Here is an 18,227-nt window from a genome sequence, read left to right as displayed (position 1 = left end):
TTTCTTTTGTCAAATTATGATGTGCTTTCAAACAGGATTAATGTGACAACAGGAAAGCAATCAGGCCAGCACCCAGTAACAGGCGATAAATCACAAATGGCAGCATACCAAGGCGAGTCACCAGTTTCAGGAACACATGAATACATGCATAGGCACTAACAAAAGACACCGCAATCCCGATACCCAAGCCACCAAGATCAACAGGCTCACCGCTGATCACCAGTTTCATTCCCAGGTAGCCGCCAGCCAGCAGAATAATCGGGATCGACATCAGGAAAGAAAAGCGCGCCGCAGCATCTCGGGTAAAGCCAAGGTGCAGAGCAGCTGTCATCGTTGCGCCTGAGCGCGAAGTCCCCGGGATCATTGCAGCAGCCTGAGCCAGACCGATGAACAGGGACTGCTTCCAGGTTGTCTGGTATTCATCTGCTCGCAAAGTTGCACGGGCATCTACCCACCAAAGCAACAGGCCGAAGACGATCGTGGTACCGGCAATCACCCACGCTGACCGCAGGTAAAGCTCAATAATATCTTTCATAAACAGGCCAAACACACAGGCCGGAATTGTTGCCAGCACAATCATCCAAGCCAGCTTGGCTTCTGCACTGCGGCGACCTTTGAAAATAGAGCCCAACCAAGCCGACAGCAAAGCAACCACTTCTTTACGGAAATATCCCATAACTGCCGCCAGCGTACCAACATGGACTGCTACATCAAAAGCCAATCCCTGATCAGCCCAACCCAGGATTTGAGAGGGCAGAATAAGGTGAGCCGAACTCGAAATAGGCAAAAACTCTGTCAACCCTTGGATCAAGGCCAGTGCGAAGGCTTCAAAATGACTCATCAACATTCCTTTAACATGCAATTCTTTCTACAGGCCACAAAGCCTGATTTTCTTCAAAAGCGTGCCACAGTTGACTGACGGTACGTCCGTCGCCGGGAACCACTAACTCCGGGCACAGCTCAGTCATCGGCAACAGCACAAAAGCAAACTTATATAAATCGGAACGAGGCAGCTGTGGTGCACAATCCTGAACAAGCTCGCCGAAAAGTAGGATATCCAGATCCAATGTCCGGCTCTGGTTTTTCTGTGCATCAGGTGCCCGACCATAAGAAAGCTCAAGCTGCTTTAAAGTCTGCTGCAAATGCCCAAGCTGCAGTGCAGTTTCCATTTCCAGCACGCAATTATAAAAATTAGGTCCGCTGAACCCGACCGGCTCAGCTTCATATATCCTGGAAACCTCAATCCCGGTTCCCAGTTTTTTCAGCTCGGCAACCGCCGCGCGAATATGGAACTCGCGCTCAATATTGGAACCGATACTGATATAGACGGTGGTCACTTACAGCCTCGCTCAATGACAACCCCGACACCACGAGCATTTGCTACCGCACCTGGCTTGGTGACCCGCACTTGGATCCACGGCACTGAAAATTGAGTCATAATCAAGCTGGCTACTTCCTCAGCCACGCGCTCAACCAGCAGAAAACGGCCGTTCTGGATATGCTCTGTCACTGCATTACTCACCGCCGCATAATCAAGGGCATAGGCCACATCATCACTGTCTGCCGCTGGACGGTTGTTATGAGCCATCTCCAAATCCAGCACCAACTTCTGTTTGATGGTCTGTTCCCAGTCATACACTCCGATCGTGGCGATGACTTCAAGATGTTCGATAAATACTGAATCCATGTTCAATCGCTAATTTTGTTAGAGGTCGGATACCTAATTTGAGCTAAAACGCGTATTATCAGGTCGTAATCGTCAACATTCGTGACGCTCCCGGCCCACCCAGCACCAGCCGTGCGGACAGGTTGCGAGCACTATACCACATGAGTGCTACGGCGACATGAAAGACTGCTGTTAAAACCAGCAGCAATTTTGAACAACGACGAAACCCCTGTCACCAGCCGTTGGAAGTTTGCATGACACCACTTGTTCTTCTGATCATCATTGGCGCCTACCTGCTTGGCTCAATCTCAAGTGCCGTGCTGATTTGTCGTCTTTACGGCCTGCCGGATCCCCGTGACAGCGGCTCTGGCAACCCGGGGGCCACTAATGTCCTTCGCCTTGGCGGACGGAGTGCGGCCGCAATGGTACTGGTGTGTGACATCCTTAAGGGCATGATACCGGTCTGGATCAGTTACTTCATCGGGATCAACCCATTCCTGCTTGGAATCATCGGTATTGCCGCCTGTCTAGGCCATATCTACCCGATCTTTTTTCACTTCCGCGGCGGTAAAGGTGTCGCAACAGCTCTTGGGGCCCTGGCACCAATTGGCTGGGATCTGAGCGGTATGCTCATCGGTACCTGGCTATTAACGGTTCTGCTTTGCGGCTACTCATCGCTCGGCTCACTGATCACTGCGCTAATGGCACCGATGTTTACCTGGTGGGTCAAGCCGGAATACACCATGCCGGTAGCTATGCTCTCCTGCCTGATAGTTTTTCGCCATCACGAAAACGTCCGCCGTCTGCTGGAAGGTAAAGAAAGCAAAATCTGGAATAAATTCACCCGTAATTCCAAGCAATAGAAACAACAGATGCAAAAAGGGCGGCCAGAAGGCCGCCCTTTAATATTTCATATCCCGTGATTAATCACGGATAGGCTTCAGCTGATCAATCGGCCAGCGAGGGAAAGCCTTCACACCAAGGTCCATCGTTTCCTGGTTCTTCAGGCGCTGCATACCGGCATAAGCAATCATGGCACCGTTATCGGTACAGAACTCAGTACGCGGGTAGAACACTTCACCCTTCATTCCCGTCATCAGCTTTTCCAGCTCCAGACGCAGATATTTGTTAGCACTTACACCACCGGCAATTACCAGGCGCTTAAAACCGGTCTGCTTCAGGGCACGCTTACATTTTATCGCCAGGGTATCAACCACTGCTTCCTGGAAAGCAAACGCGATATCAGCACGAGTCTGTTCATCATCACCGTTATCACGAATAGTGTTAGCAGCAAATGTCTTCAGACCGGAGAAGCTGAAATCCAGTCCCGGGCGGTCTGTCATCGGACGCGGGAACTTGAAGCGGCCTTTTGTGCCTTTCTCTGCCAATTTAGACAGTAGCGGGCCTCCCGGATAATCCAGCCCCATCAACTTGGCTGTCTTATCGAATGCCTCACCGGCTGCATCATCAATCGACTCACCCAGGATCTGGTACTCACCGATCCCTTTTACTTCCACCATCATGGTGTGGCCGCCGGAAACCAGCAATGCCACAAACGGGAACTCTGGCGGATTGTCTTCCAGCATCGGCGCCAACAGGTGGCCTTCCATATGGTGGACAGCTACAGCAGGCAGATCCCATGCGTATGCCAAGCTGCGGCCAATGGTCGCACCTACCAGCAACGCACCGACCAGGCCCGGACCTGCGGTGTATGCAACACCATCAAGGTCTGCCGGTGTCAGGCCGGCATTCGCCAACGCTTCTTTCACCAGCGGGATGGTCTTTTTAACATGGTCACGCGACGCCAGTTCAGGTACTACACCACCGTAATCAGCATGCAGTTTTACCTGGCTGTATAGCTCGTGTGCCAGTAGGCCTTTTTCATCATCGAAAATTGCAACGCCTGTTTCGTCACAGGAGGTTTCGATGCCCAGTATACGCATAACAACCTCTATACTTATGGTAATTGGGGGCAATACTACAGTCCTTGACAGAAATTAACCAGTTCAGGGTTGCAGAATGCTTTACAAATGCACCCAGATCAGATTAGAATTTCGCACCATTTTTAATCAGCTGACACTTAACTGAACGTCAGCGTTAACCGAATCACTCTGAGGTGAGTATTACATGCCAGTAATCAAAGTACGTGAAAACGAACCGTTTGACGTAGCACTACGTCGTTTTAAGCGCTCTTGCGAGAAAGCAGGTATCCTTTCTGAAGTACGTCGTCGTGAACACTTCGAAAAACCTACTACAGTACGTAAGCGCGCTAAAGCAGCGGCTGTTAAGCGTCACCTGAAGAAATTGGCTCGCGAAAACGCGCGTCGCGTTCGTCTGTACTAATCTGCCTGATTAACAGAAGGAACGTGTTATGACTCTGATTGAACGTCTTAAAGACGAACAAAAAGCGGCGATGAAGGCTAAAGATAAGCCTCGTCTAGGTACTATCCGTTTAGCTATGGCTGCCATCAAACAGCGTGAAGTTGATGAAAAGATTACTCTTTCTGATGACGACGTGCTGGCAGTTCTGACTAAAATGGTAAAACAGCGCCGAGATTCTGTAGCTCAATACGAGTCTGCAGGTCGTCAGGATCTTGCTGATGTCGAACTTGCTGAAATTGCAGTTCTGGAAGAATTCATGCCTCAGCCACTGAGCGACGATGAAATCGCTGCTCTGCTGGATGAAGCAGTAGCTTCTACCGGAGCGACCAGCATGCAAGACATGGGCAAGCTGATGGGCGTACTGAAACCGCAGGTTCAGGGTCGTGCCGATATGGGTAAAGTTAGCCAGTTAGTGAAAGCTAAACTTAGCTAATACTAACCCAATTCAGCAGCAAGCCGTGCTATCCATTAGGAGTGCGCGGCTTGTTCGTATTTCGCTTCCGGTATTTTTACACTCTGATACCAACCTAAATCGCTATGTGAAATGCACTAAATAGCTATTTCGTTTGGTATTACTTACGTTTTATCAGGTAAAACTCTCTTTATGGCAGGAAAAATCCCCCGTTCATTTATCGATGATCTCATCGCACGCCACGACATTGTGGATGTCGTTGATGCACGGGTGAAACTGAAAAAGCAGGGCAAAAACTTCGGTGCCTGCTGCCCTTTCCATAACGAGAAAACCCCCTCATTCTCCGTCAGCCAGGAAAAACAGTTCTACCACTGCTTTGGCTGTGGTGCCCACGGGAATGTCCTTGATTTCGTCATGGAATTTGACCGCCTTGATTTTGTCGAGGCAATTGAAGAGCTGGCTTCGCAGCTTGGTCTGGAAGTACCGCGCGAACAAGGCAGCGGTGGCGGCAAGCCCGGCGCTCGCAGCAAAGAAAAGCTCGGGCTGTACGACATGATGGGGCAGATATCCCAGTTCTATAAATCCCAGCTCCGCACTCCGGAAGGCCAGGTGGCAGTGGATTACCTGAAAGGACGAGGATTATCCGGCGAAATCGTTCAGAAATACGGTATTGGTTTTGTACCTGATCAGTGGGACCAGGTTCGCAACCGCTTCGGTCGCGATATGGAAGCCCAGCAGGCGCTGGTTACCGCGGGAATGTTAATCGAGAACGACAACGGTCGCCGCTATGACCGCTTCCGCGGCCGTGTTATGTTCCCGATCCATGATCGCCGTGGACGGGTCATCGGTTTCGGAGGCCGGGTATTGGGTGATGGCACCCCGAAATACCTAAACTCTCCGGAAACGCCGATCTTCCACAAAGGCCGTGAACTCTACGGCCTGTACGAAGTGCTGCAGGCCCACCGGGAACCGGAAAAACTTCTGGTTGTCGAAGGTTATATGGACGTGGTTGCCCTGGCGCAATTCGGTGTCGACTATGCCGTCGCTTCACTGGGAACATCAACGACCGGGGATCATATCCAGACCTTGTTCCGCCAGACTGGTACCGTCGTTTGCTGCTATGACGGTGATCGCGCAGGTCGCGATGCTGCGTGGCGGGCAATGGAGCAGGCACTGCCCTACCTGACTGACGGACGCCAACTTAAGTTCATGTTCCTGCCGGACGGTGAGGATCCTGATACCTATATCCGTCAGTATGGCCAAGAAGGTTTTGAACAACAGGTCAATGAGGCGATGCCGCTGTCAGAGTTCATGTTCAACACACTGGTAGCCCAAGTCGACATGAGCAGCCGGGAAGGCAAGGCAAAACTGAAAACCCTGGCTAAACCGCTACTGGAAAAAGTAGCCGGTGAAACACTTCGTGAGTATCTACTCAATACATTGGGCTATAATTTAGGGTTACCACCTGATCAGATCAGACTCGAACTGAAACGAGATGACAGCCAGCGGCCTGTTCAGCCGCAAAAGAACATCAAACGTACCCCGATGCGCGATGTCATTGCTCTGCTGGTCCAGAATCCGAGCTTTGTGGAAAGCCTGGAATTTGATATGGCCGCATTTGAAGGGATTGATGTCCCTGGACTAAATTTATTGATATCAGTGGTTGATAAATGCCGAATTAACCCCAATATCACTACAGGCCAGTTACTAGAGTCCTGGCGTGGCAGCAAAAATGAGAACATGATGGCCCGTTTGGCCGCATGGCAACTGCCCCTCGCAAAAGACGAGGACAACACTCTAGATGTATTTATGGACGCGATGGATAAAGTTATCGATCAATGCGTTACACAACAAATCGAGAAGTTGCAGGCTAAATCAAACACCGTCGGCTTATCAGTCGAAGAGAAGCGGGAATTGCAGTTGCTGATACTCAATCGTCCCGGCTAGTAAGTAGTCAACAATTCAAAAATTTGTTAAGTTTACAGGTTTGCATTTCTGCATACTAAACTCTCACTCAGACCCGAAGTTGGATATCGTCTATGGAGCAAAATCCGCAGTCTCAGCTTAAGTTACTTGTCGCTAAAGGCAAAGAACAAGGCTATCTGACCTACGCCGAAGTAAATGACCACTTACCGGAAGACATCGTTGATTCCGATCAGGTGGAAGACATTATTCAGATGATTAATGACATGGGTATCAAGGTGGTTGAAACAGCCCCTGATGCCGATGAATTAATGATGACTGAAGATAATGCGGACGAAGACGCCATTGAAGCCGCCGCTCAAGCACTTTCTAGTGTAGAGAGCGAGATTGGCCGTACTACCGATCCAGTCCGCATGTACATGCGCGAAATGGGTACAGTAGAACTACTTACTCGTGAAGGCGAAATTGATATCGCAAAACGCATTGAAGATGGTATCAACCAGGTTCAGTGCTCAGTTGCCGAATATCCGTCAGCCATCTCCCACCTGCTGGAACAGTTCGACAAGGTAGAAGCCGACGAGCTTCGTCTTACTGACATTATTTCTGGTTTTGTTGATCCTAACGAAGAGGAAACAGCAGCACCAACAGCAACTCACATCGGCTCAGAGCTTAGCGAAACAGATCTTGAAGACGAAGATAAAGATCTTGAAGAAGACGATGACTCTGAAGAATCGGAAGAAGATACAGGTATCGATCCGGAGCTGGCTCGTGAGAAGTTCATGGAACTTCGTGATTCTTACGAAAAAATGGCGACCGCGATTAATACTTACGGCCGTACTGATGCACGAACTGAAGTAGCGGTTGAAGAGCTGTCTGACATCTTCAAGCAGTTCCGCCTGATCCCGAAACAGTTTGACCGTCTGATTAGCTCACTACGTGATTCGATGGATCGTGTTCGCACTAACGAACGCCTAATCATGCGTATGTGTGTTGACAACAGTAAGATGCCGAAGAAAACCTTCGTTAATCTTTTTGCCGGCAATGAATCTTCTACTGACTGGATCGACGAAGCACTAAACTCTGGTAAACCATACGCTGAACGCCTTAAGAACTACGAAGAAGAGCTTCGCCGTTCTGTGGTTAAGCTACGCATGCTGGAAGAAGAAACCGGCCTGTCTATCGAGCGTATCAAAGACATCAGCCGTCGTATGTCTATCGGTGAAGCAAAAGCTCGCCGTGCGAAGAAAGAAATGGTTGAAGCCAACCTGCGTCTGGTTATTTCGATCGCGAAGAAATACACCAACCGCGGCCTGCAGTTCCTGGATCTGATCCAGGAAGGTAACATCGGCCTGATGAAGGCTGTTGATAAGTTTGAATACCGTCGTGGTTACAAGTTCTCAACTTACGCAACATGGTGGATCCGTCAGGCTATCACCCGTTCAATCGCAGACCAGGCACGTACTATCCGTATCCCTGTTCACATGATTGAAACCATCAACAAACTGAACCGTATCTCTCGTCAGATGCTTCAGGAGATGGGCCGTGAGCCATTGCCGGAAGAACTGGCAGAACGCATGCAAATGCCGGAAGACAAGATCCGTAAAGTACTGAAGATTGCCAAAGAGCCAATCTCAATGGAAACTCCAATCGGTGATGATGAAGATTCACATCTGGGTGATTTCATTGAAGATACTACACTTCAGCTACCAATGGATGCAGCAACGTCTGATAACCTGCGCACCGCGACCAACGAAGTGCTGGCAGGCCTGACACCTCGTGAAGCGAAAGTACTTCGCATGCGTTTCGGTATCGACATGAACACTGACCACACCCTTGAGGAAGTTGGTAAGCAGTTCGACGTTACCCGTGAGCGTATCCGTCAGATCGAAGCCAAAGCCCTGCGTAAGCTTCGCCACCCAAGCCGCTCAGACGTACTGCGCAGCTTCCTGGACGAGTAACCTCACCTCTGACACAATCTTAAAAGCGAGCCTCATGGCTCGCTTTTTTATTCACCATGATATCTTATAATATCAATATGTTAGCTTTTTCCCATTTTAAGGTGTTCTTTACTTTGAGTGCTTAAAAAGCAGACAAAACAATCACTTTATTCGCTAGACAAGAGCCAGACCTTCTCATATAATTTCCCGCACACTGGCCCCTTAGCTCAGTGGTTAGAGCAGGCGACTCATAATCGCTTGGTCCGCAGTTCAAGTCTGCGAGGGGCCACCAGATTCAAAAGAAAAGCTTATGGAGAAATCCATAAGCTTTTTTTATTTCCACAAAAAAATCACATCCGCTTCGAACAACACATAAACCCCCACCATCAATTCTCATTTGCAGAGACTCTCATTCCGCACTTATTGCACCGTGTAAGAAACAAAGTATTTACACCAATAAACAATCAGATGCATGGATTTATTTCACACTCAAAAATAAATCCTTTTACCGGAAAACTTCGCCCACAATTGATAAATAACAAAACTTTTCTGTGAATTATGTAGATAATTTCCCCCTCATTTGCCGCAACATGTGAAATTTTTGCGTGTTATCACAAGGTGATAAAAGAGTTGAGCCGTGCTATAATCTAGGCCTTGTTCGCCGGGCAATTTTATGTAAGGGCTGACACATTCATGTCATGATTGGATGACAGCATACTGGGAGGGATAGAACCAGGAAATAATGTGTACAAGAGCTGCCTTATGAAAGCACCCAATGCTTTCATAAGGCAATATTTTTGTAAAAAATTTGTATTATCACCGCTTACCGGTCAAAGGAAGTTACAAATGTTTGATCTACTCCTCAATTTGTAGGTGTATTTCAACATAAATGGAACATCTTTTTCAGGTATAACACTGTGATTCAAATTTCCCTTGGGTAAAAGTTCGTCCGGAGACAATCCTCAATGAAAAAGACTAAGATCGTATGTACGATTGGACCTAAAACTGAATCTAAAGAGATGCTAACTAAGCTGGCTAACGCTGGTATGAACGTTATGCGTCTTAACTTCTCGCACGGTGACTTCGCAGAGCACGGTCAGCGCATCAGCAACCTGCGTGAAGTAATGGCAGAGACTGGCAAACAACTTGCAATCCTGCTGGACACTAAAGGTCCTGAAATCCGTACTATCAAACTGGAAAACGGTCAGGACTTTTCTCTGGTTGCTGGCCAGGAATTCACTTTCACTACTGACACTTCTGTTATCGGTAACCAAGACCGCGTAGCTGTTACTTACCCAGGTTTCGCAAAAGACCTGACTAAAGGTAACACTATCCTGGTTGACGATGGTCTAATCGAGATGGAAGTACTTGAAACTACTGACACTGAAGTTAAGTGTAAAGTACTTAACAACGGTGACCTGGGTGAAAACAAAGGTGTTAACCTACCAGGCGTTTCTGTAAACCTTCCAGCTCTTGCAGAAAAAGACAAAGCTGACCTTAAGTTCGGTTGTGAGCAAGGCGTTGACTTCGTTGCGGCATCTTTCATCCGTAAAGCTGAAGACGTTAAAGAAATCCGTGCACTGCTAAACGCAAACGGCGGCGAAAACATTCAGATCATCTCTAAGATCGAAAACCAGGAAGGTGTTGATAACTTCGACGCTATCCTAGAAGCTTCTGACGGTATCATGGTTGCTCGTGGTGACCTGGGTGTTGAAATCCCGGTTGAAGAAGTTATCTTCGCTCAGAAGATGATGATCGAGAAATGTAACCGTGCTCGTAAAGTAGTTATCACTGCTACTCAGATGCTTGATTCTATGATCAAGAACCCACGTCCAACTCGTGCAGAAGCGGGTGACGTTGCGAACGCAATCATGGACGGTACTGATGCAGTAATGCTTTCTGGTGAATCTGCGAAGGGTAAATACCCAATCGAAGCTGTAACTATCATGGCTCAAATCTGTGAGCGTACTGATAAAGCTCTTAAAGCAGAACTGGGTTCTCGCCTGGACAGCCCACGCCTTCGCATCACAGAAGCTGTATGTAAAGGTGCTGTAGACACTGCTGAGAAACTAAGTGCACCTCTAATCGTTGTTGCAACTGAAGCTGGTAAGTCTGCACGTTCTGTACGTAAATACTTCCCAACTGCAAACATCCTTGCAGTAACAACTAACACTAAGACTGCAGCTCAGCTTGCACTGTCTAAAGGTGTAACTCCAGTTGTTGTTGATTCAATTGAAAACACTGACGCGTTCTACGGACGCGGCAAAGAGCTTGCTCTTGAAACTGGCCTGGGTGCGAAAGGCGATATCGTTGTTATGGTATCTGGCGCACTAGTACCATCAGGTACAACTAACACAGCTTCTGTACACGTACTGTAAGCTATCGGCCATAAGTCAAATCACAAACGGGAGCCATTTGGCTCCCGTTTTTTTATTCGAAACCCCGCACAAGGCGAAACGCCACTCACAATTCCACAGCTTGTCTGTCGCTCCCTTCTTTTTTCAAGCGTATACTCACCCGGCAAAATTATCCCTTGAAAGCATAGCCATTGCTTGCATAAAAAATAACAAAGACCTTTAGCCTGTTGCTCTTCTTTCTTTGAGTAACCGGTAACCGAACCATTCACCTCTGACATCAACGCCAGAGGCCAAGAACATAAAAATAATGAGGAATACAGTGTCTAGTCCCACATTAACCAATCAAGTTATGGAAATGATTCGACAAGACATCTTACTCGGTGAACTCGCTCCGGGACAAAAGCTTGTTGTTGCAGATCTGAAATCCCGCTACGATGTCGGTGCATCTCCCATCAGGGAAGCCCTTGTCCAACTATCATGGAAAAAATACGTCAACTTTACCCCGCAAAAAGGCTGCTGGGTCGCTCCGATTTCTATCGTTGAACTGGAAGATCTGTTTGAAACGAATCTGGTACTGTCTAAAGTTTTGTTGAAACGGGCAATCGAAAATGGTGACGAATCCTGGGAGCTCAACATCCTGACCAGCTTCCATAAGCTCTGTCGAATCAATCCGGCAGAAGCTGATGTCGACTTAAGTGAATGGGAAGAGCGCCACAGCCAATTCCACCTCGCCTTGCTGGAAGGCAGCTGCTCACCTGTAATGCTGGATCTTTACCGGGAAGTCTATGAGCAGATTGAACGCTACCGCCATATCTGGGTGTGTCGAAACCGTCATTACGAAGAACGCTACCATGACAATGGTGAGCATGAAGCGATGATGAAAGCAGTACTGAGCCGAAACAGCGAACAAGCGCTAGCTTTGTTGGACGAACACTCCCAGCGGGCAGTTGAGATGATCAAAGCTTATCTTTAAGTCTGTCAGGCTGGAGCTGCAAATAACCAAGTTCGACAAAACACTTTCCCCCCACACACAATCAAGAATTACCAGAAAATCTCTTTGTGGTGGGTGTTTAGCAGCAAGACGGCCAACAAAAAATAAATAGCACTGACATGAAAGCCCAACAGAACAAGCGTCAGGGTGGTCAGGCGTGCCAAGAATTGATTCATCATCGCCATACTCCTACTTCAAACATCCGGTAGTACAGCTTTGTATCGCAAGCTTAATAAGGCCTAATGACAGGAATATAACCTTTCGTTACCAGCTGAATTCCACCACCTTCTATTAGACTTTAGTCTAATCACAACCGGAGTATGACACTCTTAGGTGCAAAATTAAGCCCAGCTCAGAACACGCCTGAGCTGGGCTTTTCAATCGGTTCGATAATCTATACAGAAAAAGGGTTATGCTTTCAGGGCTCGCTCTCCACGTGCTATCCCAACCACACCGCTGCGCGCCAGTTCCACAATCTCCGTTGCTTCGCCAACCGCGTCAATAAAGGCATCCAGCTTGTCACTGGTTCCCGCCAGCTGAACGGTGTAAATCTGGCTGGTCACATCAACAATCTGCCCCCGGAAGATATCCGCAGTCCGCTTCACCTCCGCCCGGGCAAAACCGCTGGCTTTTAGCTTCACCAACATCAGTTCACGTTCAACATGCTCGGTTTCCGTAACATTGCTGACCTTGAGGATATCAATCAGCTTATGCAGCTGCTTCTCAATCTGCTCCAATGCCGCATCATCATCTACGTTAGTAGTGATATTAAGGCGGGACAAGGTCGGATCATCCGTCGGTGCCACTGTCAGTGATTCAATGTTATAGCCTCGCTGAGAAAACAGGCCGACAACCCGAGATAATGCGCCCGATTCATTTTCCAGTAGTACTGATATAATTCTGCGCATTATGTTCTCTCCGTTTTACTTAGCCACATTTCACTCATAGAGCCACCCCGGATCAGCATCGGATAAACATGCTCTGTTTCATCAACACTGATATCGATAAACACCAGCTTATCTTTCATCGCCAGAGCTTTTTCCAGCTCGCTCTCTAACTTCGCCGGATCGGAAATCCGCATTCCCACGTGCCCGTAAGCCTCGGCAATAGCCGCAAAGTCCGGCACTGAATCCATATATGAATGAGAGTGACGTCCCTGATAAATCATGTCCTGCCACTGCTTCACCATCCCCAGGAAACGGTTGTTAAGGTTAATAATTTTCACCGGGATATCATATTGCAGGGCTGTCGACAGCTCCTGGATATTCATCTGGATACTGCCGTCACCTGTGACACACACTACCTCAGCATCCGGCAGGGCAAACTTGACCCCCATCGCAGCTGGCAGGCCAAAGCCCATGGTTCCCAGACCGCCGGAGTTAATCCAGCGACGCGGCTTATCGAACGGATAGTAAAGCGCAGCAAACATCTGGTGCTGGCCGACATCAGAGGCAACATAAGCATCACCATTAGTCAGCTTGTAAAGCACGTCAATCACCTGCTGTGGCTTAATGCGCTCACTGTTGGTGTCATAGCTTAAGCACTTACGCGCCCGCCATGATTCAATCTCACTCCACCAGCTGTCGATAGCTTCCTTATCATTACAGGCATCCTGATCGTCGAGCATCTTCAGCATGGTGTTCAATACCGTATCGGCCGAGCCGACGATAGGTATATCAGCCCCCACCGTCTTGGAAATTGATGACGGGTCAATATCGATATGCATGATGGTCGCATTCGGGCAGTACTTCGCGACATTATTGGTTGTACGGTCGTCAAAACGTACCCCGATACCGAAAATCAAATCCGAATTATGCATCGCCATATTGGCTTCATAGGTACCGTGCATCCCCAACATGCCCAGGCAGTTTTTGTGCGTCCCCGGAAAAGCACCCAGCCCCATCAGGGTATTAACTACCGGCAGATTCAAAGACTCTGCCAGTTTCAGAATTTGCTCACCGCAATCGGCCATAATGGCTCCGCCGCCAATATACAGCACGGGTTTCTTCGCAGCCATCAACGCCCTGATACCACGCTTGATCTGCCCCTTGTGGCCCTGAGTTGTCGGGCTATAAGAGCGCATACCGATCGATTCCGGATATTTGTACGGGTAAGTCTCCGCCGGATTGAGCATATCTTTGGGAATATCGATCACCACAGGGCCGGGACGGCCGCTTGAGGCGATATAGAAGGCTTTTTTGATGATCTCTGGGATCTCTTCCGGGTTCTTGACCAGAAAGCTGTGCTTAACGACCGGACGGGAAATCCCGACCATATCGCACTCCTGGAAGGCATCGTTGCCGATCAGGTTACTCATAACCTGGCCGGAGAAGACCACGAGGGGAATGGAGTCCATATAGGCTGTCGCAATACCGGTGACGGCATTGGTTGCCCCGGGACCGGATGTCACCAGTACTACGCCGACTTCACCGGTGGCACGGGCATAACCGTCTGCCATGTGCACCGCTGCCTGTTCATGGCGGACGAGGACGTGTTCAATATCGCTTTTCTCATGCAGCGCATCGTAAATATCCAGTACTGAACCGCCAGGGTATCCGAAGATATGTTTTACGCCTTGGTCGATCATCGATCGAACGACCATCTCGGCGCCGGACAACATTTCCATATTACTTGCCTCCAGGTCGAGTACACCACCCCATATAGCTAATTATTCCCGGCCATCACCGACAGTCGAATCCTGATCAGGGTCAGAAAACGGGAGGGCTCGTGATAAATACTGCCTTGTTTCACGATTTGCGTTTCCAGACCCCCAACCAGCTCGGGTAGAACAACTGCTGCGTCATGGTCAGCATCGGTTTATTCATGCTTTATGCGACAGGAAAAAATTCCGGCCAAACCACAACAATTAGCTATACGGGCTGATGTAACATAGTTAGGGCTTATTTTTAGCCTAAATTGAAATCAAACTTGTTTCTTTATTCTATGCGAGCCGCCGCCTGCCATAACAAACAACAGTAACCCGCAACAACTGTAACGCCTTTTTATCAAACAAGTCTATTAGCCGGAGGCAGTTCACAGTATTAATCTGTTACTGGTGAGAAATGGCTTTATTCATTCGGCTTGAAGGTTATGCAATAGAGATCATCCGCTGAATATTACCGCTTGGTGAGAGTATTAATCTTATAAGGTGAACAGAAAACCACCGCAGATCGAAGCTATCCGAGTATCAGTATCAAGCCAGATACATCTAATAAGTCACCAGACGCAAAAAAGGAGCCTTCCGGCTCCTTTGAAGAAATGAGGTCGACAGGCAAGTCCGCCGTTAATGCTGGCTTGCCGACGCCTTCTTATGGCTCTCTTCGTACATCATTTCAATTTCACGGTGGTAGCGATCCTGGATCACCTTACGACGCAGTTTCTGAGTCGGGGTCAGCTCACCACTGTCCATTGAGAACGCTTTCGGAAGCAGAGTGAATTTTTTTACCTGTTCAAAACGAGCCAGATCTTTTTGCAGCTCAATGACTCGCGCTTCAATCAGCTCGCGGATCTGGCTGTGCTTCACCAGCTCCAGGCGATCATGGTATTTGATATTCAGCTCGCGGGCGTGCTCTTCCAGTGCCTCGAAGCACGGAACAATCAATGCAGACACAAACTTACGAGTGTCAGCAATCACCGCGATCTGCTCAATGAAATGGTCTTTACCGATAGCCCCTTCAATAACCTGAGGTGCAATATATTTACCGCCAGAGGTTTTCATCAACTCTTTGATGCGATCGGTAATAAACAGGTTGCCCTTGTCATCGAAATGACCGGCATCACCGGTTTTCAGGAAACCGTCTTCAGTGAAGTTCTTGGCGCTCTCTTCCGGCATCTTATAATAGCCGCGCATCACCATCGGGCCACGCACCAGAATTTCATTGTTTTCGCCAATCTTCACTTCGGCTCCCGGCATCGGCAAACCGATTGAATCCGGGTTAAAGCATTCATCATCCCAGCAGGAGATGGTCGCTGTAGTTTCAGTCATACCGTAACCCAGCTTCACGTTGATCCCGATAGCATGGAAGAAGCGGCCAATTCCCGCATCCAGCTTGGCACCGCCACATGGCATGAACTTGATCTGGCCGCCCAGGATCTTACGCAGTTTCGACAAAACCAGCTTGTCAGCCAGCTTATAGCTCTTTTTCAGTAGCAGCGATGGCTTGCGCTGCTCCTGGTGGCACAGTGCCATACGGGCACCCATATTCACCGCCCAGGTAAACATCACCTTGCGGTGGAATGGTGCGCGAGAGACTTTTTCATGAACGGCAGAGTAAATCTTCTCGTAAACCCGCGGTACCGCCGCCATCACATTCGGCTTCACTTCAACCAGGGCTTCGCGCAGTTTGTTGGTGTCTGACAGGTAGCAGTTTACGCCGCCACGGTGCAGGGCATAGAAAGTCCAGGCACGCTCAAATACGTGTGACAATGGCAGGAAACAAAGGGAGACGTCGCCTTCATCCAGCGCCAGCTTTTCATCATGACCTTCAATCTGACCCGCAACGTTACCGTAATCCAGCATCACCCCTTTCGGAGTGCCAGTCGTACCCGATGTATAAATCAGAGTAAACAGATCATCCATCGCGGTCTGTGACAGACGCTGCTCCAGCTCAGCCTGAGCATCTCCAGAGCCTTGCTGAACAAAATCATCATAGCTGCATACCAATGGATGTTCAGCCAGCTCAACCTGCTGCGACATCACCACAATACGCTCCAACTGAGGGCACTCAGCAGCGATTTCCAGCGCAGCATCATGCTGTGCCTGCTCACCCACAAACAGAATGCGGATATCTGCGTTATTAATGATATACGCAGCCTGCTGCGGCGTACTGGTCGGATAGATAGGTACAGTTACACAGCGGTTATACAGGGCCGCAAAATCAGCAACGGTCCAGCGCGGCATGTTATTGGAAAAGATACCAATCTTATCCTGAACATTTAGCCCCTGAGCCAGCATTGCCAGGGCAAGCTGTTGGATCTGCTCACCAAACTCAGCCCAGCTAATATCTTGCCACTGGCCATTGACCTGATGACGCAGTGCTACCCGATCGCCCAGGCGGGCAATCTGGTTACGAATTCGATTTACGATATGAAGATCACGTTCAGCCATAACTACTCTGCCATTTTAGCTTACACCTGTAAGCCTATTAGAGGAGCGCAGTCTACAGCTGACACCGAAAAAGGCAACAATAAAGCGAGATATTTTGCGTTTTATGCTGCGGTGCTCTCAGTCCCCAGCCCTTGTCAGCACAGGGTTTATACGTCTTATTAATAGAATTAACACAAAATGTAAGCAAGTACTGCCCGGCGATCAACTTCAGCAAAAAAACGGGCACAACGGGATCAAAAAAGCCGACAGGTGCCGGCTTTTTACTAATATCTGCTTTTTACTAATATCTGCTTTTTGCTTGTCTGTTTTAGCTTACATAGCAGCTTAGTATGAGTTGTCACCACACACTTCAAGCAGCTGGTTACGCATCCAGATATGGCCTTTGTCTTTTTGTGATGACTCATGCCAGCTCAGGTAACCACTGATTTTCGCCGAGTCAAACGGCAGTGGCAGTACCTTCAGCTGCAGGTTGTGAGCAGCAGATTCTGCCAGCCAGCGTGGCATCACAGCAATCAGATCAGACTGGCCAGAAACATACATAATGTTGCTCAGGCTCGCGCCCTGGTAAGCTTCATTGTAGCTCGCATGCTGATTGTAGATATGGTCAGCAAACATCTTCACACCAGGAATCGATTTCAGTACAGCATGCTTTTCAGCCGCAAATTCTGCTTCTGTAATAGACTCACCAATGCGCGGGTGGTTACCGGCAGCAATCACAACCAGCTCATCGCTGAACAGCTCTGTGCTGCAAAAGCCAGGTTCATCGAAGCGAACGTAATCAATCACGAAGTCCACTTCCTGATAGCGCATCTTCTGGGTCAGGTTTGCATCCAGCTCAGCTTCCAGGTGTACACGCAGGTTCGGTGCCTGCTCAGACACATTGCGCAGGATACGTGGTGCAAAACGCATATCAGACGGGCTGCAGATAGCCAACTTGAAAGTACGGCTTGACGTCTCTGGCGAGAAAATCGATGACGGCAGCTCGTTCTTCACCAATTGCAGAGCCTGACGAACCGGACCGAAAAGCTGCTTAGCACGCTGGGTCGGCTGAATACCACGACCATGACGGATAAACAGTTCATCGTTAAACATCACCTTCAGACGGGCAACGGCATTACTTACAGCAGGCTGAGACATGCCCAGGTTATGAGCAGCTCGGGTAATATTCTGTTCCTGCATCACAGCATCAAAAACTGTCAGCAAATTCAGGTCTACACTTCTTAGATTTGACTCCATTTTGTAACCATCAACCGGGTGAATAGATGAAGTTTTACGCGTCATATTTTGCCTCTACTTGAATCTGGTTGGGGCAAAATCCATTATGCCTCCAATTGAATAAATGGGACATATCCTCTGCCCGAAACAATTGCCCCCTGAATGGGATGCGGCAAGTATTATTCAAATGGATTGATGAAACCAAGAGGCGAAAATAAGCAAATGTAAATACTTATC

The 18,227-nt window shown here is 48.7% G+C and carries 16 protein-coding genes and 1 tRNA gene; 8 read left to right on the top strand and 9 right to left on the bottom strand.

The features are described from left to right. Positions 1–37: 37 nt before the first annotated feature. From C942_RS16215 to folB, 3 genes are read right to left on the bottom strand one after another with little or no spacing between them, the layout of a single operon-like run. On the bottom strand, positions 38–841 hold the full coding sequence (locus C942_RS16215) for an undecaprenyl-diphosphate phosphatase (protein ID WP_007467638.1): 804 nt from the start codon (positions 839–841) through the stop codon (positions 38–40). Between the two features lie 10 nt (positions 842–851). Continuing rightward, a complete protein-coding gene (gene folK / locus C942_RS16210; RefSeq protein WP_007467636.1) occupies positions 852–1,337 on the bottom strand; it encodes a 2-amino-4-hydroxy-6-hydroxymethyldihydropteridine diphosphokinase in 486 nt (161 codons plus the stop codon). Next, complete coding sequence (gene folB / locus C942_RS16205) at positions 1,334–1,687, bottom strand: dihydroneopterin aldolase (protein ID WP_007467623.1); 354 nt, start codon at positions 1,685–1,687, stop codon at positions 1,334–1,336. The genes folK and folB overlap by 4 nt, the downstream gene beginning before the upstream one ends. 233 nt (positions 1,688–1,920) lie before the next feature. On the opposite strand from folB, the gene plsY reads away from it, so the two are divergent. After that, complete coding sequence (gene plsY, locus C942_RS16200; protein ID WP_007467621.1) at positions 1,921–2,529, top strand: glycerol-3-phosphate 1-O-acyltransferase PlsY; 609 nt, start codon at positions 1,921–1,923, stop codon at positions 2,527–2,529. 60 nt (positions 2,530–2,589) lie between these two features. Here the strand turns inward: plsY and tsaD are convergent, their stop codons facing one another. Further along, the gene (gene tsaD, locus C942_RS16195; protein WP_007467619.1) at positions 2,590–3,609 is read right to left on the bottom strand and encodes a tRNA (adenosine(37)-N6)-threonylcarbamoyltransferase complex transferase subunit TsaD; all 1,020 of its coding nucleotides are present in this window, start codon (positions 3,607–3,609) and stop codon (positions 2,590–2,592) included. A 184-nt stretch (positions 3,610–3,793) separates the two neighbouring features. Here tsaD and rpsU point away from each other — a divergent pair, with 184 nt between their 5' ends. The 7 genes from rpsU to C942_RS16160 all read left to right on the top strand — a co-directional run bounded on the left by rpsU (position 3,794) and on the right by C942_RS16160 (position 11,650). Next, positions 3,794–4,009, top strand: a complete 216-nt coding sequence (gene rpsU, locus C942_RS16190) for a 30S ribosomal protein S21 (protein ID WP_005301411.1) — start codon at positions 3,794–3,796, stop codon at positions 4,007–4,009. 28 nt (positions 4,010–4,037) lie between these two features. After that, on the top strand, positions 4,038–4,481 hold the full coding sequence (locus C942_RS16185) for a GatB/YqeY domain-containing protein (protein ID WP_007467615.1): 444 nt from the start codon (positions 4,038–4,040) through the stop codon (positions 4,479–4,481). A gap of 171 nt (positions 4,482–4,652) precedes the next feature. Further along, on the top strand, positions 4,653–6,407 hold the full coding sequence (gene dnaG, locus C942_RS16180) for a DNA primase (protein WP_007467613.1): 1,755 nt from the start codon (positions 4,653–4,655) through the stop codon (positions 6,405–6,407). 92 nt (positions 6,408–6,499) lie between these two features. Then, positions 6,500–8,341, top strand: a complete 1,842-nt coding sequence (gene rpoD, locus C942_RS16175) for an RNA polymerase sigma factor RpoD (protein WP_007467611.1) — start codon at positions 6,500–6,502, stop codon at positions 8,339–8,341. A 195-nt stretch (positions 8,342–8,536) separates the two neighbouring features. Then, positions 8,537–8,612, top strand: a tRNA-Ile gene (locus C942_RS16170). Between the two features lie 673 nt (positions 8,613–9,285). After that, on the top strand, positions 9,286–10,698 hold the full coding sequence (pykF, locus tag C942_RS16165; RefSeq protein WP_007467610.1) for a pyruvate kinase PykF: 1,413 nt from the start codon (positions 9,286–9,288) through the stop codon (positions 10,696–10,698). Between the two features lie 286 nt (positions 10,699–10,984). Beyond that, on the top strand, positions 10,985–11,650 hold the full coding sequence (locus tag C942_RS16160; RefSeq protein ID WP_198287497.1) for a GntR family transcriptional regulator: 666 nt from the start codon (positions 10,985–10,987) through the stop codon (positions 11,648–11,650). A 68-nt stretch (positions 11,651–11,718) separates the two neighbouring features. Here the strand turns inward: C942_RS16160 and C942_RS25645 are convergent, their stop codons facing one another. The 5 genes from C942_RS25645 to leuO all read right to left on the bottom strand — a co-directional run bounded on the left by C942_RS25645 (position 11,719) and on the right by leuO (position 18,056). After that, complete coding sequence (locus C942_RS25645) at positions 11,719–11,847, bottom strand: hypothetical protein (protein ID WP_007467607.1); 129 nt, start codon at positions 11,845–11,847, stop codon at positions 11,719–11,721. A gap of 231 nt (positions 11,848–12,078) precedes the next feature. Continuing rightward, on the bottom strand, positions 12,079–12,576 hold the full coding sequence (ilvN, locus tag C942_RS16150; protein ID WP_007467606.1) for an acetolactate synthase small subunit: 498 nt from the start codon (positions 12,574–12,576) through the stop codon (positions 12,079–12,081). Beyond that, positions 12,576–14,294 (bottom strand): acetolactate synthase 3 large subunit, encoded by a 1,719-nt coding sequence (locus C942_RS16145; protein ID WP_007467605.1) that lies wholly within the window; start codon positions 14,292–14,294, stop codon positions 12,576–12,578. Before C942_RS16145 ends, ilvN begins: the two co-directional genes overlap by 1 nt. Positions 14,295–14,951: 657 nt before the next feature. Continuing rightward, positions 14,952–16,775 carry an AMP-dependent synthetase/ligase gene (locus C942_RS16140; RefSeq protein WP_007467603.1) on the bottom strand — a complete coding sequence of 608 codons (1,824 nt, stop codon included), beginning with the start codon at positions 16,773–16,775 and terminating at the stop codon, positions 14,952–14,954. Positions 16,776–17,099: 324 nt separating this feature from the next. Then, a complete protein-coding gene (leuO, locus tag C942_RS16135; RefSeq protein ID WP_007467602.1) occupies positions 17,100–18,056 on the bottom strand; it encodes a transcriptional regulator LeuO in 957 nt (318 codons plus the stop codon). Between the last annotated feature and the right edge of the window lie 171 nt (positions 18,057–18,227).

The sequence above is a fragment of the Photobacterium marinum genome (genome assembly GCF_000331515.1).
Classification (GTDB): Bacteria; Pseudomonadota; Gammaproteobacteria; order Enterobacterales; family Vibrionaceae; genus Photobacterium; species Photobacterium marinum.
The sequence above is the reverse complement of the archived record's forward strand: the minus strand, read 5'-3'. Positions and strand labels throughout refer to the sequence as shown.